Annotated in this window: 18 protein-coding genes; 4 read left to right on the top strand and 14 right to left on the bottom strand. The window is 60.2% G+C overall.

The features are described from left to right. Positions 1-4: 4 nt before the first annotated feature. Positions 5-952, bottom strand: a complete 948-nt coding sequence (locus ACR0D9_RS18150) for a GlxA family transcriptional regulator (protein ID WP_480507860.1) — start codon at positions 950-952, stop codon at positions 5-7. An 80-nt stretch (positions 953-1032) separates the two neighbouring features. Between ACR0D9_RS18150 and ACR0D9_RS18145 the strand changes: the two genes are divergently transcribed. The 4 genes from ACR0D9_RS18145 to ACR0D9_RS18130 all read left to right on the top strand — a co-directional run bounded on the left by ACR0D9_RS18145 (position 1033) and on the right by ACR0D9_RS18130 (position 5540). After that, the gene (locus ACR0D9_RS18145) at positions 1033-2193 is read left to right on the top strand and encodes an acyl-CoA dehydrogenase family protein (protein WP_209507018.1); all 1161 of its coding nucleotides are present in this window, start codon (positions 1033-1035) and stop codon (positions 2191-2193) included. 2 nt (positions 2194-2195) lie between these two features. After that, entirely contained in the window at positions 2196-4211 is a 2016-nt protein-coding gene (locus tag ACR0D9_RS18140) for an acetate--CoA ligase family protein (RefSeq protein WP_480539723.1), read from the top strand. 3 nt (positions 4212-4214) lie between these two features. Continuing rightward, positions 4215-4994, top strand: a complete 780-nt coding sequence (locus ACR0D9_RS18135; RefSeq protein ID WP_480539721.1) for a carnitinyl-CoA dehydratase — start codon at positions 4215-4217, stop codon at positions 4992-4994. 75 nt (positions 4995-5069) lie between these two features. Further along, a complete protein-coding gene (locus ACR0D9_RS18130; RefSeq protein WP_480539719.1) occupies positions 5070-5540 on the top strand; it encodes a hypothetical protein in 471 nt (156 codons plus the stop codon). On the opposite strand, the gene ACR0D9_RS18125 is transcribed toward ACR0D9_RS18130, so the two are convergent. The 13 genes from ACR0D9_RS18125 to napF form a co-directional block, all read right to left on the bottom strand. Further along, entirely contained in the window at positions 5531-6601 is a 1071-nt protein-coding gene (locus ACR0D9_RS18125) for a polyprenyl synthetase family protein (RefSeq protein WP_480539718.1), read from the bottom strand. The two genes, ACR0D9_RS18130 and ACR0D9_RS18125, sit on opposite strands and share 10 nt — an antisense overlap. Before the next feature lie 4 nt (positions 6602-6605). Further along, a complete protein-coding gene (locus tag ACR0D9_RS18120; RefSeq protein ID WP_480539716.1) occupies positions 6606-8729 on the bottom strand; it encodes a hydroxysqualene dehydroxylase in 2124 nt (707 codons plus the stop codon). Beyond that, the gene (locus tag ACR0D9_RS18115) at positions 8722-9546 is read right to left on the bottom strand and encodes a DUF3237 domain-containing protein (RefSeq protein WP_480488755.1); all 825 of its coding nucleotides are present in this window, start codon (positions 9544-9546) and stop codon (positions 8722-8724) included. Before ACR0D9_RS18115 ends, ACR0D9_RS18120 begins: the two co-directional genes overlap by 8 nt. 14 nt (positions 9547-9560) lie before the next feature. Next, entirely contained in the window at positions 9561-10445 is an 885-nt protein-coding gene (locus ACR0D9_RS18110; protein WP_209507025.1) for an encapsulin, read from the bottom strand. A 52-nt stretch (positions 10446-10497) separates the two neighbouring features. Further along, positions 10498-13698, bottom strand: coding sequence for an adenylate/guanylate cyclase domain-containing protein (locus ACR0D9_RS18105; RefSeq protein WP_480539714.1), 3201 nt, complete (start codon positions 13696-13698; stop codon positions 10498-10500). A 485-nt stretch (positions 13699-14183) separates the two neighbouring features. Then, the gene (locus ACR0D9_RS18100; protein WP_480477417.1) at positions 14184-14441 is read right to left on the bottom strand and encodes a hypothetical protein; all 258 of its coding nucleotides are present in this window, start codon (positions 14439-14441) and stop codon (positions 14184-14186) included. A 13-nt stretch (positions 14442-14454) separates the two neighbouring features. Next, the gene (locus ACR0D9_RS18095; protein ID WP_480477415.1) at positions 14455-15147 is read right to left on the bottom strand and encodes a NapC/NirT family cytochrome c; all 693 of its coding nucleotides are present in this window, start codon (positions 15145-15147) and stop codon (positions 14455-14457) included. Between the two features lie 29 nt (positions 15148-15176). Continuing rightward, positions 15177-15614: a nitrate reductase cytochrome c-type subunit gene (locus ACR0D9_RS18090; protein ID WP_480477413.1), complete on the bottom strand. Its 438-nt coding sequence runs from the start codon at positions 15612-15614 to the stop codon at positions 15177-15179. 12 nt (positions 15615-15626) lie between these two features. After that, on the bottom strand, positions 15627-16544 hold the full coding sequence (napH, locus tag ACR0D9_RS18085; RefSeq protein ID WP_480484294.1) for a quinol dehydrogenase ferredoxin subunit NapH: 918 nt from the start codon (positions 16542-16544) through the stop codon (positions 15627-15629). Beyond that, positions 16541-17359, bottom strand: a complete 819-nt coding sequence (gene napG / locus ACR0D9_RS18080) for a ferredoxin-type protein NapG (protein WP_480484295.1) — start codon at positions 17357-17359, stop codon at positions 16541-16543. The genes napH and napG overlap by 4 nt, the downstream gene beginning before the upstream one ends. A gap of 28 nt (positions 17360-17387) precedes the next feature. Then, positions 17388-19880: a nitrate reductase catalytic subunit NapA gene (napA, locus tag ACR0D9_RS18075; protein WP_480539713.1), complete on the bottom strand. Its 2493-nt coding sequence runs from the start codon at positions 19878-19880 to the stop codon at positions 17388-17390. Beyond that, positions 19877-20170: a chaperone NapD gene (locus tag ACR0D9_RS18070; protein ID WP_267363554.1), complete on the bottom strand. Its 294-nt coding sequence runs from the start codon at positions 20168-20170 to the stop codon at positions 19877-19879. Before ACR0D9_RS18070 ends, napA begins: the two co-directional genes overlap by 4 nt. Then, entirely contained in the window at positions 20167-20682 is a 516-nt protein-coding gene (napF, locus tag ACR0D9_RS18065; RefSeq protein ID WP_480484297.1) for a ferredoxin-type protein NapF, read from the bottom strand. Before napF ends, ACR0D9_RS18070 begins: the two co-directional genes overlap by 4 nt. Between the last annotated feature and the right edge of the window lie 40 nt (positions 20683-20722).

The following is a 20722-nucleotide window of genomic DNA, read 5'->3' as shown; positions in this document are numbered from 1 at the left end:
GGGCTCATCGCCCCGACAGGTTTCCATTCCGAAATGCGGTCGGCGTTTGACCGAACTCGGCCTTGAACGCGCGGGTCATGGCGCTGGCGTTTTCATATCCACAGCGCCCCGCGATCTCGGCGATGGATTGTTCCGTATCCTCGGCCAGATTACGCGCGCGGTTCAGGCGCAGACGCCGATACAGCGCTTGCGGAGTTGTTTTCAGTTCCGCCTGAACACGTGTTTCAAGCCGTTTTTGCGAACATCCGATTTTCCGGGCCACACTCCGGACCGAAAGCGGTGCTTCAAGATGCGCCTGCATGACAGTCAGCGCGCGATTGACCAGCGTGTCCTCGGATTTCAGAGGCAGGTCATAATGGCCACGCCCGTTCCGGCTCATGAACAGGTGCTCGACCTCCATCGCCAGCAGCGGGCCATGATCCCGGCGGATAAGGGTCAGGGCCAGATCGAAGGCTGCCATGGCCCCGGAACAGGTCAGACGGTTGCCATCGATGACAAACCGTTCCTGCACGGCCTCTACCGCCGGAAACCTTTCTTCGAACCGCGAAAATTCGTCCCAATGAATGGTTGCCCTGTGGTCATCCAGCAATCCCGCGCTGGCAAGCAGCCAGCTTCCCGTATCCAGCCCGGCCAGGTGCTTGTGTTTCTTGGCCGCAGCCAGCACGGCACGCATGGTCGACCGCGTATCCAGCTTCAGGTATCCATATGACGGCATGACAACAAGAAAATCCCCCTGTTGATCGCCGATGGCCCCGTTCGGGGTGACGACAAGGCCGCTTGAGCTTTGAACAGGGTTGCCGTCAAGCGAACAGAAGCGCCATGCATATAATGCCTGCCGTGACAGGGTGTTCGCCGCCCGCAACGGTTCGACCATGTTCGCAAGGCAATGGTTCGAGAACCCGTCGAACAGAAGGACATTGTATTGCTGCGATAATATTTTCGAACTCGGCATGAAAATGATCTATCTCTGCATGCCGCGACCATGAGCGATGGCGTTTGGTTGGTCAACCACCGATCCAGGGAACACGCGCCATGCAGTTTGGTCTGACAGAAGAACAGGACATGATCGTCTCGACGGTCCGCAGCTTTGTAGAAAAAGAAATCTACCCGCATGAAGACGCGGTCGAACGCAGCGGAACGGTCCCGCCGGAGCTTGGCAACGAGATCAAGCAGAAATGTATCGATCTGGGGTTCTATGCCTGCAACTTCCCCGAAGAAGTGGGCGGCGCGGGCCTGTCGCATCTGGATTTTACACTGGTCGAGCGTGAACTGGGCCGTGGGTCGATGGCGCTGACGCATTTCTTTGGCCGCCCGCAGAACATCCTCATGGCCTGCAACGACGAACAGCGCGAACGCTATCTGCTGCCCGCAGTGCGCGGGGAAAAGATGGACGCGCTGGCGATGACCGAACCGGATGCCGGATCGGACGTGCGCGGCATGAAATGTCAGGCGGTGCGCGACGGTGGCGACTGGGTCGTCAACGGATCGAAACACTTCATCTCGGGCGCGGAACACGCGGATTTCTTTATTGTATTCGTTGCCACCGGCGTGGATGAGACCCCGAAAGGCCCCAAAAAACGCATCACCACCTTCCTGGTGGATCGCGGCACTCCGGGCTTTGAAGTGCGCGACGGTTACAGATCCGTCAGCCACAGGGGCTATAAAAACTGTATCCTGTATTTCGACAATTGCCGCCTGTCCGATGCCCAGGTTCTGGGCGAGGTCGATGGCGGCTTTGCGGTGATGAACGAATGGCTCTACGCGACCCGCCTGACGGTTGCGGCCTTCTCGGTCGGTCGTGCGCGGCGCTGCTTTGACTATGCGCTGAACTACGCCGCCGAGCGCAAGCAATTCGGCCAGCCCATCGGCAAGTTTCAGGGTGTCGGTTTTCAGATTGCCGACATGATCACCGAGATTGACGCCGCCGACTGGCTGACCCTTGCCGCTGCTTGGCGTTTGGATCAGAACCTGCCCGCAAACCGCGAGATCGCCTCGGCCAAGCTCTATGCCTCCGAGGCATTGGCGCGGGTCACCGACACGACGCTGCAAATCTTCGGCGGCATGGGCCTGATGGATGATTTCCCGATTGAACGGTTCTGGCGCGACGCCCGGGTCGAACGGATCTGGGACGGCACCAGCGAGATTCAGCGCCACATCATCAGCCGCGATCTTCTGCGTCCGCTGGGCGCCTGACCATGACCAAAGACCTGACCCGGCTGCTGCGCCCGAAATCCATCGCTGTCATTGGCGGCGGTGCATGGTGCCAACAGGTTATTCTGCAATCCGAACGCATGGGATATGCCGGTCAGATCTGGCCGGTCCATCCCAAGGCTTCGGACATTGCGGGCCACAAGGTTTATGGGCTTATCGAAGACCTGCCCAACGCACCTGACGCGGTTTTTATCGGTATCAACCGCCACGCCACGATTGAAGCGGTTCAAGTCCTGTCCAGTATGGGTGCGGGTGGCGCTGTCTGCTTCGCCTCGGGCTTTTCCGAGGCCGTGGCCGAGGACGACACCGGCGGGGATTTGCAGGATCAACTGATCGCAGCGGCCGGTGACATGCCCATTCTGGGCCCGAACTGCTATGGGTTCATCAACGCGCTGGACGGGGCATTGCTGTGGCCGGATCAGCACGGGGTTGTGCCCGTCGACAAGGGCGTGGCGATCCTGACGCAAAGCTCGAACATCTCGATCAACCTGACCATGCAGAAACGCGGGCTGCCGATTGCCTATATGGTCACCTGCGGAAATATGGCTCAGACCAGTCAGGCGCAAATCGCCTCGGCCCTGATCGATGACCCGCGCGTGACCGCAGTGGGCCTGCATATCGAAGGCTTCAAGAACATCCGCGAGTGGGAGGCGCTGGCCGCCAAGGCCCACGCAAAAGGCATCCCTCTGGTCGCCCTCAAGGTCGGCGCATCGGAACAGGCGCAAGCGGCAACCGTTTCCCATACCGCATCTCTGGCGGGCAGCGATGCCGGGGCGCAGGCGCTGCTTGACCGGCTTGGCATTCCGCGCGTTTCGGCACTGCCTGACTTCCTTGAAACGCTCAAACTGTTGCATTGCTACGGGCCGCTGCCGGGGGGCAACATTTCCTCGATCAGCTGTTCGGGGGGCGAGGCGAGCCTGATTGCCGATATGGCCGTCGGCACGGGGTTGCAATTTCCACGGCTGAGCGGTGAAAAGCTGACCCGCCTGCGCGGCGCGCTCGGGCCAATGGTCGCGCTGAACAACCCGCTGGATTATCACACCTATATCTGGCGTGACGAGCAGGCGATGACGCGGGCCTGGTCGGGCATGACGGGTGACGATATCGACATGACATTCTCGATCGTCGACTACCCGACCACCGACTCCACCGATTGGGCCTGCGCAACGCAGGCAGCGCTGAACGTACGGGCAGAAACCGGCGCCCGGTTTGCGATTGTCGCCACCTTGCCGGAACTTTTGCCGGAAGACATCGCACAACAGCTGATGGCCGGGGGTGTTGTCCCCTTCATGGGCCTGCGCGAGGCGCTGTCTGCGACCCGCGCCGCAGGGCAGGTCAAGGCCCCATCCGCTGCGCCCGTTTTGCAACCGGGTATGATGGAACCAACCCAAACCCTGACCGAAGGCGCCTCGAAGGCGGCGCTGGCGGAATGCGGCCTGCGTATCCCGCAGAACCGGACGGTGCGGGGCGCGGAAGCTGCCCGTGCCGCAGCGGACCAGATGGAAGGCCCCTTTGCCGTCAAAGGTGTCGGGCTTGCGCATAAATCCGAACACAGCGCCGTTCGGCTGGGCATCCGGGCCCAGGACGTCGCGGCTGTCGCGGCAGATATCGGCACCGAAGACATCCTGATCGAGGAGATGGTCACCGGACCCGTTGCCGAACTTCTGATTGGCGTGGTGCGTGATCCCGCCCATGGGTTTGTTCTGACCCTTGGGGCAGGGGGCGTGCTGACCGAACTGCTGCGCGATACGGTATCCGTGCTGGTGCCCAGCCCGCCCGAAGACATCCGCTCCGCCCTTAGCCAATTGAAGATCGCCCCGCTGCTGGCGGGCTATCGCGGTCAACCGGCGGCTGATATGGATGCGGTTGTTGCCGCGGTCGAGGCCGTTCAGACCTATGTCATGCAAAATGCCGACACGCTTGGCGAGGTCGAGATTAACCCGCTCCTGTGCACGCCGGACAAGGCCGTTGCCGTGGACGCCCTGATAAGAAAGGCCTGAGATATGGACCCGATCAAAACCCGCCGCGATGGCTCGATCCTCGAGGTTACGCTGGACCGCCCCAAGGCAAACGCGATTGATCTGATCACCAGCCGCAGAATGGGCGAGGTCTTTGCTGAATTCCGCGACGACCCGGACCTGCGCGTGGCCATCCTGACCGGCGCGGGCGAAAAATTCTTTTGCCCCGGCTGGGATCTGAAAGCTGCCGCCGACGGCGACGCGGTGGACGGAGATTACGGCGTCGGCGGGTTCGGAGGCCTGCAAGAGCTGCGCGACATGAACAAGCCCGTGATTGCCGCCGTCAACGGTATCGCCTGCGGCGGCGGGCTAGAGCTAGCCTTGTCCGCAGACATGATCCTTGCCGCTGACCACGCCACTTTTGCCTTGCCGGAAATCCGCTCGGGCACCGTTGCGGATGCCGCCAGCGTCAAACTGCCCAAGCGCATCCCCTATCACGTCGCGATGGAGCTGCTTCTGACAGGCCGCTGGTTTGATGCCGAAGAAGCCAACCGCTGGGGGCTGGTGAACGAGATTGTCGCCGCTGATCTGCTGATGGACCGCGCGTGGGACCTTGCCCGCTTGCTGGCGTCCGGGCCGCCTCTGGTCTATGCGGCCATCAAGGAAATCGTGCGCGATGCCGAAGACGCCAAGTTTCAGGACGCCATGAACCGCATCACCAAGCGTCAACTGCGCAGCGTGGATGTCCTCTATTCCAGCGAGGACCAGCTTGAAGGCGCGCGTGCATTTGCCGAAAAACGTGATCCGGTCTGGAAAGGCAAATAATAACGCGGTGTGTTTGTCGCGCGGATCCGGTAAATTTCCCATTTACTGATCCGCGCCACAGGTGCACAGTTAGGCATGCCTTATTTCGAACGAAAACCATACGTTAGCACGCCACTTCCGGTCAGCCCGATCGCGCCGCAGCCGGATGCGCAACCGATCTCGGATATCGCCCGCCGCGTGCTTGGGGCTGAACGGGGCGCGCAACAGCCGCTTGAAGGGCCATTTGCGTGCCGCAAAACCTGCCACCCCGGCGGCACCGCGACCATTTTGCTGTCCTTTGACGCACCAAACGGCGGCGGGCCTGTCGCATTACAATTCGAACCGGGCGACCTGATCAACCGGAACGGCGACACTCTTCCGGCAAACCGGGTCAATGTTGTCCCCCCGCAAATCCAGCTAAACCCCGGCGAGTCAACAGATGTTGCCGTCATTGTAACTGTGCCGGATCTTGCCGATCCCGGCGAATATCACGGCCGGATCGCCTGCACAGGCACAGTGCAAACCTCGATCATCGTGATGTATGAGGTGGTGGGCGCTCAAACCTGACGGGTTACGAGATAGTCCATGAAATGACCCAGAAACGCGCGCGGCACCTCTTCGGTGGCCGCAAAAACCTGCGCAAACTCCTGACGGGCCGAGGCCAGCAAGTCATTGGCCGCGTCCTGTGCATATCTGATGCAGCCATAGTGATCCATGCGATCCAGAACCCAGCTGACATCCTGCGTCGAACGGTTGTCACGCGGGTTTGACAGCATCTCCGACAGGCGCGCTTTTTCGGGCTCGTCCGCCTGCAAGCTAAGCCGCCCCAGCATCAGCGTGCGTTTGCCTTCGTAAATGTCGCCACCGATCTCTTTGCCATATTTGTCCTGCGAGCCCACGAGGTTCAGAACATCATCCTGTATCTGAAACGCGGCCCCCAGAAAAAACCCAAACGCGTTAAAATCGTCCAGGTTCAACGCGCCAGACGCCACATCATTTGGCCGGGCAATCAGCGCCCCGATGCGCATGGGGTGAATGAAGCTGTACCAGCAGGTCTTTTTCAGACACATCGTCAGATAATCCGATGCGTCCACGTTCAGCCGGTTGTCCCGTATCCAGCCAAGCTCCAGTGCCTGACCTTCAATGGACTGTTGCAACAGATGATCGAACTCGTCCACCACGCGCATGCCGGTTTCAGGGCCAAGCGGCCCAAGGTTCTGGCGCAACAGGCGCAGGGCCAGCGATTGCATCCCGTCACCGGTATTGATGGCCAAAGGGACCCCAAGACGCTTGTGCATACACGCGCGCCCTCGCCTGAAATCGCTTTGATCCTCGATATCGTCATGGATCAGAAACGCGTTGTGCAGCAGTTCAAGAACAGCGGCTGACACCCTCGCGGTCACGCTGTCACCGCCGAAAGCCTCGCAGGTGGCTAGCAACAGTGCGGGCCGCAACCCCTTGCCCGAGGTTTCAATGTAATCCCGCATCGGCCCGTACAAATAGGCCTGCGGCTCGCCCGTCGGCAACAGCTGCAAAAGCGTCTCACGGGCCCGATCCCCGTAAGAGGTCAGCGTTTTCAGAAAATCCTGCTGTGCCGCAGGATCCAGATGTGCTGTGCCAGTGGCCACAGGGTCATCCCTTCTGGGTGATGATCACACGGGTTTTGGTCTCGTTCCTGCCCGTCTCGGCAAGGTTGGGTCCTGCCGCCGAAAAAGGTGCATCCGTCAGCGGCAAGGCTTTGGACAACACCCCCGACTGGCCGCTGTCCCGGCCCAGATCAAAGGCAACATCCTCTGCAATCTCCTCTCCGGGGATCGGAAGATCAGCGGTCGGCTCGTAGGCCACCATCAGGTCAAACAGCTCTTTCGGAGGGCAGATCATGCGCAACGCGTCCGCAATCGCAGGGTCTTCGGTAATCCCGCCGGGTTTTGAATATTCCGTAGCCGGTTTCGCAATGACGGCAAGCGGCCCTTCGCCGCCACGCTCAACACCCACGGAATCCTGTCCCATCCTCAGCGCGGCTTCGACCGCAACCGCAAACCGGTTGTCCCAGGGCAGGCCGGCCTGATAACGGGCAAAATCATAGGCGCGCAGCGGTTTCAGGATATCCGGCTCGTGCAGGTCCCAGATCTGGCAGGGCTCAGCTTTTGATCCACCGCGTTGCAGGATGGCATTGACCGCCCGGCGCGCCGCTTCGTTCGCCCCTTCCATGGTGGCAAGATCGGTGTAGGTGCGCACATAATCCGACGCCAGCATGAAGTTCGGGATTAATGTGGCCGCCTCAGGGCGCAACCGCCAGCTGTTGATGCGATTGACCAACAGCGGCTCCACATTGGTTTGGCGCTTGGGGTCGTTGGGATCCTGCACAATATCCGGATCAAGGAACCAGTAATGCATGTCCTCGTCGCGCAGGACGGTCTGGCCATCCACGTTGACGCTCCGCTTGAGCTGTTCCCAAACCTCTTGCGCAATCTCCTCGCGGCTGCAATCACGCGCGGTTTTTCCGTTCAGGCCCGGCTTGTCCCATTCCGAAATATCTATTGAAAGCAAACCCTTGGTCTTGCCTTCTGCCCAGTTTTCAAAGTTGATGGCCGACCAGAACTGTTTTTGCGAAACCGCGGTCAGGGCCCATGGGCTGTCAATGAAAATGACATGGCCGTGCGTCAGTTCAACATCCTTTGTCAGATAGAACTGAATTCCGTTCATCCATTGCACGTCTTCGGCCAGCAGGGGCAGCTTGGCCAGAGACGGGTCGATTGCCGTCATCGCAGGGGTGATCAGCGGCGCGATCCGTTCGATCGGCATCGCACTGATGAACCAATCCCCGGTGACCTGCTTTTCTTCGCCATCCTGTTCAACCGTCGCGCTGACGATGCGGCCATCCTGGCAGTCGATGCCCGTGACCTTTGAGTTGAACTTGTACACGACCCCCTTGCTTTTGAGGTAATCCAGCCACGGCTGTATCCAGACAAGGTTGGTGGGACCGTTCAACAGCCGGTTGCCATGTGGCTCGGGCGTTGCGATACCCAGTTGAAGCTGAACGGCAATGTCGCCCACCGTCTTTGTACTGGCAGTTGTCGCCTTCGCGGCCACTAGCGAACGGGTCAGGCCAATGGCCAGAAACTTCTGATACGCTTCCGAGCGTTGTTCGGCACCGATGAAGTCCCACCACCCGATGCGTTCATATTCGTCGAACCGGCGTTCCTTGCAGGATGTCGCGATGCGCCACATGCAGGCGATGAAATGTTCGACATCCTCATATGCGATCTGGTCACGGGGCGAGAGCGTGAATGCAACTGTCTTGAGCGCATCGGCCACGTCTTTCAGCGTGCGGGGAAACCGTTCGGGAACGATGATGCCTGGGTCGTCGAACTGGCTGACCAGAACCTGAGTGGTCGATACCAGATTATCGTAACAGGTGCCTTTGCCGTAATAGGGCGTGCGCGCCATCGTATCGGTGATATGGCGGTAGAAATTCGGAAAGAACCGGAACCCGTGCTCGCCGGGCAGCCAGGGGCGTTTCACGCCTGGGGGATAACTGGCGCCGTCCATCTCGGCCCATTGTTCAAGCGCCTTGATGTGTTTCGCCTTGGACCCGTGATCGCCTTCGCCCTTCATCACGGGGATGCTGCGTGCCTTACCGCCGGGGATCAGCTGGCGCTCGTGAATCTCGACCTCGTACCCGCGCTCGATCAGCTCATGCGCGGCGCTCATTCCGGCCACGCCACCGCCCAATATGACAACCTTTTCAGCCATCGGATGTTCCTTTCGCGGCATAGACGTCAAAGCGCAGGGTGATATCGGACAGGCTGGCTTCGCCGATGCCGAACCCCTGCAACCTGTTCATCCAGGCATAATTCGGGTTTGACGTCAGGTATCGCGGCGCAAGCCGGACCGGGGCTGAGGCGGGCAGATTGCCCTTCGCCAGCCCGGCATACCCATCCGGCCCAAAGTCACACACGCCGGTATCTTCAAACAGGATCGGCGCACCCCCTTCAACGGGTTGAATAAGCGCTCGGGCGTGCAAAAGCCCAACTCCGTCGGACCGCACGCGCATCCAGTCGCCCCCCAGCGGATCGATCGTCCCCTTCAGATGAGGCCCTTCAACCGTTCCGCCCCCTTTGATCCCGAAATGCAGCCAGATGCCGTCCGGTGTTTCACCCGAAGGATAGAACTCGTCGGTGAACGGCACCACAAACCTGCCCACATGTTCAAGCGCGGGCACTTGCGTGACTGGCTTTGCCGGGCTTGGCGGCGCAGGTTCGGGGGGTTTTCCGGGGCCGGGATCATATTCGCGACCACCGGTCGTCAGCACCGGTCGCCAGGTCAATGTCTTTTCCTGGGTCACAGATGGCAGCATGGCTGCAAACTGCTGAAACCCCGTCATCGGGTTGCATTGCAAGGGCCAGCCGCGAATGGCGCGTTCGGGGCCGCCATCTTCGGAACAGATCACACGCACCACGTCATGCGAAGACACGGCGGGTCCGGCTTCGATCAGCACCCGATTTAACCCATTTTCGTTGATCAATTCGGACCAACGCAATGTCACACCCCGGTCTGTGAATTCTCGCATGACCAGTTCTCCGGTCAGCACGTGATGGTGCAGATCGCCTGTGCTTCCTTGATCCTAAGGTGGAACTTCTGCTGCACGCGGAAGATGTGCTCACCGTCAGACGAGGTTTGCAGATACTTCACCGCGATATCCGAAGGCACGACAATCTCGACCGGCGCACCTTGCAGCGATACAAGTGCTGCCTTGTTTGCGGGCAGGGTGCCCGATCGCAGCAGCGGGCCGTCAAGGAACGGAAGAATACTGTCACGCGGCAGCACCATCGAGTTTTCGATCGGCGTGGTCACGGCCTGAAACAGCCCATTGCCCATCACACAGGCAAAAGGCCCAAGGTATCCATGCGCTTCCAGCTTGTTGATGCCCGCGACCACGGCCTCGAAAACCTCGGGGCCGGAACAGGGCTTTTTCTTCCCGTTGATCGATATGGATTGACCTTCGCCAGCCTCCAGCAGCCCCGGATATTTGCCGCCACCGCTGACGGTATAGATAGGCGGTAGATCCGCAGGTGCGCCACCGGCATGTTTGGGCGCTTCGCTGCTGCCTGGCTGGCCGTTGAAAACGATGTCATCCTCGACCTTGGCCACGACGGCGGCGGCCCGGCGGAACATGATCATGGCCGCGGCCAGTTCCGGATCAGCCACCTGCGCGCCTTTCAGGTAGACGTTGACGGAAACAGTCGTCAGCCGCAGGGTGTCATAATCATTCACTTCCAGACGCTTGGCCGCGCCTGATGCGTTGTCGACCAGACCCAGCTTGTTCAGGGGAACAGATTGCGTGTCCGCCGGCAGCGGCCCATAAAGCGGCAGAAAGCTCGCAGCCACCCGCGCACGCAGCGCTTCATCATGGACGGCCTTGTTAACGGCATTCCACTGTTCGGTGTTCCAATCCAATGCGTCGGTCATTGTAAATCCCTCTTGGTGATGCTGCCCTGTTTGGCCGGGCAGTCCGTCTCGTTCATTCGGCTTTCGTCAAACTGTCCAGAAGTGCCTCGGCGCGTTGTTCCTGAACAACGGCACCACATTCGCGGGCAAGCGCCAATGCCAGTTCACCCTCGGCAATCGCGCTGTCCCGATCACCCTTGGCAGCAAAGGCTTTGGCCCGCACGCGGTGATATTCCGGTTTGTTCAGCGTTTCTCCTCGTTCCCAACCGGGGGTACACACGGTTTCAAGCCGGTCCAGGGCCTGATCAATATCCCCGTGATCGATCATCAACTCAGACAGAACAATCTGATTCTGCGGAAAAGTAAAGTTTCCACCAGACTTTGAGATCAGGTTCATGCAGGCCTCGATATGGGCCGGGACGCCCTCGATGTCACCTTTTCCCGCCTGCGCAAGACCCATGTAGATATCCTGCATGGCGTGAAGATACAGGAACCCTTCCTCATCGGCGATCTTGCGCGCTTCCTTCATGGTCACATCCAGCCGGTCCCACTCGCCCGCGTAGGGCAGAAACATGCTGCACGCGCCCATGATGTAGACAAGGTTGGGTGCGTGGTTCAGTGCCCGGCTGACGTCGATGGCTTTCAGGCGCGCCGCCTCCGCCTCATCAAACTTGCCCTGCTGCCACAGAAGGCACCCCTGAATGGCCAGCAACGACGCCGTGGTCGAGGACTGGGTCATCGGCATCATGGCCATGTCCAGCTCGGGGGTAATCAGGGCAAAGGCACGGTCAAGCTGCTGCTCGCAATCCGCGAATTCCCCGCGGAAGTAATGCGTAAAGCTCAGCGCGCGGGCCGCCAGCACGTTGGCGACAGGATCGCCACTCATACCGGCCATCGCGTCCAGGGCCTGTCCCATCTCCATTGCGCGGTTCATCTGGCCCGCGACAAAGAAATTGGTCCAGCGGCAGAAGGTGGCCGCGAAAAGGGTTTCGCCATCGCCCAATGCATGGGCAAGCTCCATCGCGCGGGCGGCTGTCTCTCCGACCTGGTCGGAGGACCATCCATAGATCGCCATGTAAGCCGGAAGGATATTCATCTGCACCCGAAGCTCGAATCCGTCACGCTCGGCATTGGCGGGCATCGTTCCGATATTACGCAGTGCCGCGCGAAACGCCGAGATCGCAGGCAGGTTCGCCAACCGCGTCAGGGCTTGTTCGCCTGCCGTAAACCAGTTGGACACCGCCTCATCCTTCAACCCGCCATGGTCGCAGTGATGCGCCACGGTATCGGGGGCGGGGTTCCCGAATGCGTTATGTCCGGCCAGCAAGGCCCGGGCGATTTTCAGATGAACCTTCTGTCGGTCTTCGCGCAGCAGCGAGTTATAGGCCGTATCCTGAACCAGCGCGTGGTTGAACGTATAGGTGGCCGTTCCGGCTTCGCCCGTGATCAGCACAACCCCAGCCGCCATCAGCTGCATCAGCGCGCTTTCCACATCCATGTCTTCCTGCGCCACCGCCTGGATCATCGCCGAGGTGAAACTGCGCCCGATAACAGACCCAAGCTGCGCGATGGGCTTTGCGTTTTCCATCCGGTCAAGACGCGACATCAACGAATCCTGAAGGGTCGCGGGGATACTCAGGGCATCCAGAACCTCGGCGTTGATCGGCGCATCTTGCGGCAGCTGGTCCAGAACCGCCTTTGTCATCTCTTCGATGTAAAGCGGCACGCCATCGGCTTTTTCGACAATCTGCCTGATCAGGATGACCGGCAAACTGTATGGCTCGGCCACGCGCCGGACCAGTTCCGAGGCTTCACTGCTGGCCAAAGGCGTCAGATCGATGCGCGCCGCGCGGCCCTCGTAATGCTCAGGCGGTTCATATTCAGGGCGATGCGACAGGACCACCAGTATCGGGAACCCGTCCAGTCCTGATGCCAGCGCCTCCAGCACGTCCAGCGTGGTTGCGTCAGCCCAGTGCACGTCTTCCACCACCAGCAACAAGGTGCCGCGCCCGTCACACAGGCTGCCAAGGCTGCGCAACAACACGTCCAGCGACTTGCGGGCCTTCTTCAGGGGGTCGGGATCCGGCGCTGCGCCCGTTTCGACCCCGGCCATATCGAGAAGAACAGGCAAATCCGCGTCGCTCAGACGAGAGGCGGCCTGAACAAAATCGGAAATCGCGGCCCTGATGCTGTCATCGGATTTGTCGCCTGAAACCCGCCTCAACTCACCCACGATCGGGTGAAGCGGAAGGCTGGCCAGATGCGGAATGCACTGCAAGGTAAAGGGTTTGACGCCAATTGTTTCAGACAAGGACTTGATCAGCCGCGATTTGCCAATGCCTGCGGCGCCACCGACAAACGCAAACTTGCCGGACCCCGCCTGTGCGTCTTTCCAAAGCTGGGTCAGGACCGAAAGATCGTCGCCACGGGCGACAAGATCAACGGCTGACTGTCCGACACGCGCATCGAACCGGCTGGTCGCGACGCTTTCGGAAATTGCGCGATAGACGGTGCGCTGATTGTCAAACCCTTTCAGGTTCTGGCTGCCACGGGGCTCGAACTCGAATGCGCCCTGTGTCAATCGCCACGTCTCTGCGGAAACGATCACCTCGCCCGGCTCGGCCAGACCTTGCAGGCGGGATGCAAGGTTCGCGGTTTCACCGACCAGAAAGTCCTGCGAACCAAGACTTGTTGACGAGACCACTCCCACAACAACCATACCGGTGGCAATTCCCGCGCGCAGATCCAGTTTTTCGCCAAACCTGTTTTCAAGGTTTTGTACGGCTTCGATGGTTTCCAGCACAGCGCGAACCGCGCGTTCGGCATCGTCCTCCATGGCTTTGGGATATCCGAAGTAGACCATGATCCCGTCGCCCTGCCTGTAGGCCAGATGACAGCCATGCTGTTTCAGGGTGCCGATCGCCGTATCCAGATACAGGTTCATGATCTGCATCAGGTCTTCCGGGTCATACCGCTGGGCCAGCTGCGTCGACCCCACGAGATCGCAGAAAACCAGCGTAAGCTGCCGCCGTTCGGCTTCGGACCTAAGCTCCTGCCGGGTCGATGCTTCCTCAGATTTCAGACGGGCCTGCGCCTTGCGAAACCGCTTTCTTTCACCAACCGTCAGCCCCAGATCGCGCAGTTCGGGATCTGTCAGCTCGTCCAGAATATCATCATCCACGCCTTCCTGCCGAAACAGCGTGGCATGGTTTTCCAGATCAGCCAGTTGAAGAACTTTTGAGATACGCGGCGATGCCTCAAGGACCCCCGTCATCGTTCTGCGCCCCCGCCCATTTTCCTTCCCCCCTTATTCCCCTCAAAACATATTGTATTTGTATAAGCAAAAATAGAGAGGAATTTACGTTCAATCCACATGACGCAGGGACACCATTGTTAACTTGTTATCTGCTGTGGCAGAAGTAGCGTTGAAATTCCACTCCACTTTGAGTTTTTCGTGTCAAATCATTGGCTTTCAGTTTCATATTGATTTTTCACGCGCAAAACTGGGCCCGGCATACTGCCTTGCCGCGCGTAATGGGGAAGGGTGTTTTCCCATAGGCGCTAGGGCCTCGTGCGCTTTTATCGAAGTTGTGGAAATGCGAAAATCAGACCCTGCCGATTTTCGACACTGACGCGCGCCTTAAGCGCTTCCCCTACGTCAATAGTCGCGTCGCGTGCGACACAAGCACCCGCTTTGGCGCTGGAAACGTGACCCGGCAGGATACCGGTTCCACCAAATGGGCAGAACCGGTGTCTTCTTCAGACGGTTGCGCCTTTCAGGCGGATGGCAGTGCCAAGGCTGCCCGCGCAAAGCCCGACCAGAATCGAGATGCCCAGTTCCACCGCTTCCACATGAGCAAACTGAAAGCCCGCAAAAACCAGCGTTTCCAGCATGCCGACAACGGCCCCCAGTGCCGCGCCCAACCACAGCTTGCGGGTCATCATTCCAAGCGCCAGTCCCAGTATGCCGGGCAGGCCCAGGACATTGGCGCCGATTGTTCCAAGTAAGTCTAGCATGTCCGTCCCCACATCAATTCGAGCTGTTGTTCAGAAACGCGCGAATGTCGTCGCCAGAGGCGGATGCATGTTCCTGCAGAACCTCGCCCTCCACGGCCTCGCTTATTTTCTGGTACTGTTCCAGATAGTTTGCGGGCAGATTATGCGCGATGCCCTGATGGCAGTCGATACATGTCATGCCGGTGTCAATGGCGCGCTGGTGTTCCGACGCGGCCCGTGTTTCCTGAATGGTAAAGTCCATGTAGTCGAAGTTATGACAGTTGCGGCATTCGCGGCTGTCCGATTCCTTCATCTTCTTCCACACGGCCGAAGCCATGCTCAGGCGATGCGCCTCGTATTGCTCGGGTGTGCTGATGGTTCCGGCCAGCTCATGATAGACGTCTTTGACGGCCATGATCTTGGCTTTGATCTTGTGGCTCCATTCATCCGGCACGTGGCAGTCGGAACAGATCGCACGAACGCCGGAATGGTTGTTGTAATGGACCGTTTCGCGATATTCGCCCAGGTTCGTTTCCATCGTGTGGCACGAAGTACAGAATTCTTCGGTATTCGTCAGCTCAAGGGTCCAGTGAAATCCACCCCAGAACAGGATACCGGCCAGAAATCCGGCCAGGACAAGAAAGCCTGAACTGAACAGCACCGTCGGCGTCCAGATCGCGTTCCAGAGGCGACCAAGCAAGCCGCGGTTTTCAGGGGAGTCGGCCATGTCGGTGCTCCTTTCAGTCTTGCGTTGGATCAATTGCCGGCGGAGGGCTGGAACACGTTGTCGACCAGCGGCGGGGCGTCGGCCTGCGGTACGTGGCACTGGTTGCAGAAATACCGGGTTCCGGCGATCCGATCCAGTTCGCGGCCTTCGCGGTCCAGATAATGGGTCATCGACAGCGTTGGTGCGTTGCGGTCACCGGCTTTGGTCCAGTCATGGCAGGACAGGCACTGGTTGGTACGGATGTCGATCTGGTACTGTTCGACCGAATGCGGGATCAATGGCGGTTGCTGCCGGTAATTGCGCTGCTGCCGCCCTTCGACATTGCGGTGAATCTGGTCCAGCGGCACCGGCTCATCCACGTCCGCACCACGCAGGGATTCAACCTGAGCAGATTGCGCGACGGCCCAACCGCTCAGCAATAATACGGGTAGAAGGGCAATTCCGCCTGTAACGATCGATTTTTTCATCTTGGCACTCCCCTAGATAGGTCTGGCGGCGCGCGGCTCGGGCGCGGCAACTGGATCGAAAGGTTGGACGACGTGGTCGTCGAACCGGTGAGTAAAGGTAAAGACGTCGACCGCGCAGACATCGATGCAGCGGCCACAATTCGTGCAGTCGGGTGACAGGATCAGCGGGGTACTTCCCGGTTTGCCCTTCAGCGCTGGCGAGATCACCTGATTTTCCGGGCAGATCGCGTAACAATCCATGCAGTCATCGCAGGCGGCGCGGTTTGTGGCGCTGATCCGCAGCAGGCTTTTTGCTCCGATCAGGCCATAGAACGCGCCCACCGGGCACAGGTGCCCGCACCATCCGTGGCGCGAGACGAAGACGTCAAAGACAAAGATGGCGGCGATCAAGGCCCAGACAAAGCCCATTCCAAAGACCAGCCCGCGATGCAGCATGGTGATCGGGTTGATCAGTTCCCACGCGATCATGCCGCTCAGACCCGAAATAAGCAGGACGGTTGCCAGAATCCACAGGCGCGTGCCGCGCTTTGGTTGCCAGCCCTTCGGCAGGTCCAGCTTGCGATGCAGCCAGTTGGCTGCATCCGTCACCGGATTGATCGGGCAGACCCAGGAACAATAGACCCGCCCGCCGATCAGCGCGTAGATCACCAGAACGATCAGCCCACCGATCAGCGCGGTCATTTCGGGCCAGTGGCCTGCAACCATGCTCTGCAACAGGATGAACGGATCGGTCAAAGGCAGCACGCCCAGCGTCAGCGACCCGGCCAGCGTGCCCTGAACGATCCAGATGCCGAACCATGGGCCCAGCAGAAACAGAACCAGAAAGAACAGCTGGCTTGCCCGGCGCAGCAGCAGATAGCGATGCGCGCCGATCCAGCCCTTGCTGGCGATGGCCTCGTGACCTGTGGGCATATCTGTGCGGGCGCTCATTGTCCCACCCCCGGCAGATCATATCCCGGTGCAAATCCGCCGGGCGTGGCCAGATTGTCCGTGCCCGGTCCGGGCAAACGGTCCGGCAGATCGATGATCCCCTCGACCACCGGCGCGCCTTTCGCGGCCTTTTCTTCCCAACCCTTGCGGTAATGCTCTGCCGAACTGCCCCGCGCCAGCCGGGCAGGCAGCACTTTGATGGCGGCCTCGGGCAGAACACAGCTTTTCTCGCACATGCCGCAGCCGGTGCAGCGGTCGGCGTGGACGGTCGGGATGAACATCGCGTGATGGCCCGACCGCGTGTTGTGTGTGGTGTCCAGCGTGATCGCCTCGTCGATGACGGGGCAGACGCGGTAACAGACATCGCAGCGCAAACCGAGGAAGTTCAGGCAGTTCTCCTGATCGACCAGAACCGCGACCCCCATCTTCGCATCGTCGATATTGTCCAGCGCGGGGTCCAGTGCCCCGGTCGGACATGCAGCAACGCAAGGGATGTCGTCGCACATCTCACAGGGAATATCCCGGGCGGTGAAATATGGGGTTCCCGTCGCCACCGCGTCCGAGCCCAACTCGGCCAGTTTCAACGTATCGTATGGGCAATCCCGCACGCATAATCCGCAGCGGATGCAGGCCGACAGGAACTCCTTTTCCGGCAGCGCGCCGGGCGGGCGCAAAGCCTCGGCCGGCAGGGCGCGGGCGTCGCGGGCCAGATAGGCCAGCACCGTCCCGGCGACCACGCAGCCGCCCGCCGCCCGCGCCGAATCCTGCAGGAACCGGCGCCGCTGCGGCGAAAGGGGTTTGTCGGCAAAAGACATGAGGATTTACCCGTGCGATCCTTGTTGCCTATGCGCGCTCGACCTTGCAGGCGCATTTCTTGAAGTCGGTCTCTTTCGACAGCGGGCAGGTCGCGTCCAGCGTCAGCTTGTTGGTCAACTGGCCTTCATCAAACCACGGCATGAACACCAGACCGCGCGGCACCTTGTTGCGCCCACGGGTCTCGACCCGGCTGGTGACCTCGCCCCGACGGGTGGACAGAACAATCTCCTGACCCCGGCGCAGATCCCGATCCTTGGCGTCCTGCGGATGCATGTAAACCACAGCCGCCGGGTAGGCGCGGTGCAGCTCTGGCACACGGCGTGTCATCGACCCCGAATGCCAGTGTTCCAGCACACGACCGGTGCACAGCCACAGATCATATTCGGCATCCGGTTCCTCGGCCGCAGGTTCGTAAGGCGCAAAGATGATGCTCGCCTTGCCATCCTTCTTGCCATAGAACTTCACGCCCGCACCTTCGGGCACATAAGGGTCATAGCCTTCGCGGAAACGATACAGCGTTTCCTTGCCATCCACGACCGGCCAGCGCATACCGCGCGCCTGGTGGTACATTTCGAAAGGCGCCAGATCGTGCGCGTGGCCGCGCCCGAAGTTGGCATATTCCTCGAACAGACCCTTCTGAACGTAGAACCCGAAATGCTCGGATTCGTCGTTGTCAAAGCCCTCGGCCGTTTCCGACAGCGGGAACTTGTCGACGCTGCCATTGGCGAACAGAACCTCGTACATGGTCTTGCCGCGATGCTCTGGCATGGTGGCCAGCAACTCTTCGCCCCAAACCTCTTCGACTGTAAAGCGTTTCGAGAATTCCATCACCTGCCACATGTCCGACTTGGCCTCGCCGGGTGCCTTGACCTGCTGCCGCCAGAACTGGGTACGGCGTTCCGCGTTGCCATAGGCACCTTCCTTCTCGACCCACATGGCGGTAGGCAGGATCAGGTCGGCGGACACGGCCGTGACGGTCGGGTAGGGGTCTGATACAGTGATGAAGTTTTCGGGGTTGCGATACCCGGGATAGCCTTCTTCGTTGATGTTCGGTGCGGCCTGCATGTTGTTGTTGCACTGCACCCAATAGGCGTTCAGATCGCCATCCTTCAGCTTGCGGTGCTGCTGCACGGCGTGAAAGCCGGGCTTGGCCGGAATGGTACCCGCAGGCACGTTCCAGGCGGTTTCACAAATCTTGCGGTGCTCGTCATTCATGACAACCATGTCGGCAGGCAGACGGTGGGCAAAGGTGCCAACTTCACGCGCGGTCCCGCAGGCCGACGGCTGACCGGTCAGCGAGAAGGGCGAGTTTCCGGGCTCGGAAATCTTGCCCACCAGCAGGTGCACGTTGTACATCAACGAGTTCACCCACGACCCGCGGGTATGCTGGTTGAACCCCATGGTCCACAGGCTCATGACCTTGCGGTTCGGGTCGGCATATTGCTGGGCCAGACGCTCCAGCTTGTCCGCCGGAACACCGGACAGTTCCGAAGTGTATTCCAGCGTGTATTCCGATACCGCCTCGGCATATTCCTCAAAGCTGATCGGTTCCATCTTGCCGACATTGGGGTTCGCGGCCTCTTGTTGCAGCGGATGATTGTCGCGCAGGCCATAACCGATATCGGTGGCTGTTTTGGTGATATTGACGTGGTTCTTGACGAACTCTTCGTTCACCGCGCCATTCTGGATGATGTAATTGGCGATATAGTTCAGGATCGCCAGATCGGTCTGCGGGTTGAACACCATGCCATTGTCGGCCAGCTCGAACGAGCGGTGCTCGAAGGTCGAAAGAACATGCACTTCGCATCCCGGCTTGGTCAGGCGCGTATCGGTCAGACGCGACCACAGGATCGGGTGCATCTCGGCCATGTTCGACCCCCACAGAACAAACGTATCCGCGTGCTCAAGGTCGTCATAGCAGCCCATAGGCTCGTCGATGCCGAAGGTGCGGATAAAGCCGACCACGGCAGAAGCCATGCAGTGACGCGCGTTGGGGTCGATGTTGTTCGACCGGAACCCGGCCTTCATCATCTTGGCCGCCGCATAACCTTCCCAGACGGTCCACTGACCAGAACCGAACATGCCCACGCTGGTCGGGCCTTTCTTGGCCAGCGCCTCTTTCCACTTGGCAGCCATGACGTCAAAGGCTTCGTCCCAGCTGACCGGCTCAAACTCGCCATTCTTGTCATATTCGCCGTTGGTTTTGCGCAAAAGCGGCGTGGTCAGGCGGTCCTTGCCATACATGATCTTGGACAGGAAATAGCCCTTGATACAGTTCAGACCCCGGTTGACCGGCGCATCCGGGTCGCCCTGCGTGGCGACTACGCGGCCATCCTTGGTGCCCACCAGAACCGAACAGCCCGTGCCGCAGAACCGGCAGGCGGCCTTGTCCCAGCGGATATCGGGCGCGGCGGCCTGGGCGCTGGCCGAACCAGCGGCCATTGGAATGCCGGCAGCCGAGGCCGTGGCAGCCGCTGCGGACGCTTTCAGAAATGTACGACGGGATTCAGAGATGGTCATTGCATGGGCCTCCTGCTGGACGGTTGGCTTGGAGCATCAGGACGCGGAGCAGCCTCCGCGGGATCTTCGAAATGGTGATAGGTCAGCGATAGCGAGATCACGCCGGGGATCTGGTGCAGATCCATGATGGTTTCCGAGGCCAGCCGGTCGGCTGTATCCTCGACAACCACGACGAACCGGCCATCCTCGGCCTCGGCATGAAGCTCGACGCCATCGGTGCCGGTCATCGCCGCGCGTGCGGCGTCGGTGTGATCGGGGGCGATGTGGACAAGACAGCCACAGATATTCATTGGGTCACCTCCGGGTGCAAAGGGGCGGGGCGGTGCATCGTGATGGCCCCGGCGGGGCAGGCGGCAGAACATGTGCCGCATCCGATGCAGGTTTCGGTTTCAAGCGCTGGTTCAGCCCGCCCGCCCAGTTGCAGGCGAAAGCGGATGGCTTCCTGTTCGCAAGTGTCCTGACACAGGCGGCAGCTTACCCCGTTCATCGACAGGCAGCTTGCAGCCTCGATCCGTGCGCGCCACGGCCACTCGGTCACACGCTCGGGCAACAACGCCGGGGTCGGGCAAACCTCGGCACATGCACCGCATAAGGTGCAGCCGCCTGCGGAAAGATCCAGAACCGGAAAGCCGCTGTTGTCGAATGTGATGATCTCTTCCGGGCAGGCCCCGGCGCAGTCTTCGCAGCCTGTGCACAGATCGGCAAAGCCTGTCACGCCCGCACCCGGCGGTCGGATCGCATCAGGATCCTCCCGTAGGATACGTGCGCTCAGAAAAGCGCGTCTGCTGGTCAACTGGCTCATGGCTGGCGACTCGAGTGTGGATAGATTGGTTCGCGTCCTT

The organism is Ruegeria sp. AK11 (assembly GCF_056541095.1).
Note: the sequence above shows the minus strand (reverse complement) of the source record. Positions and strands in the feature narration are given on the sequence as shown.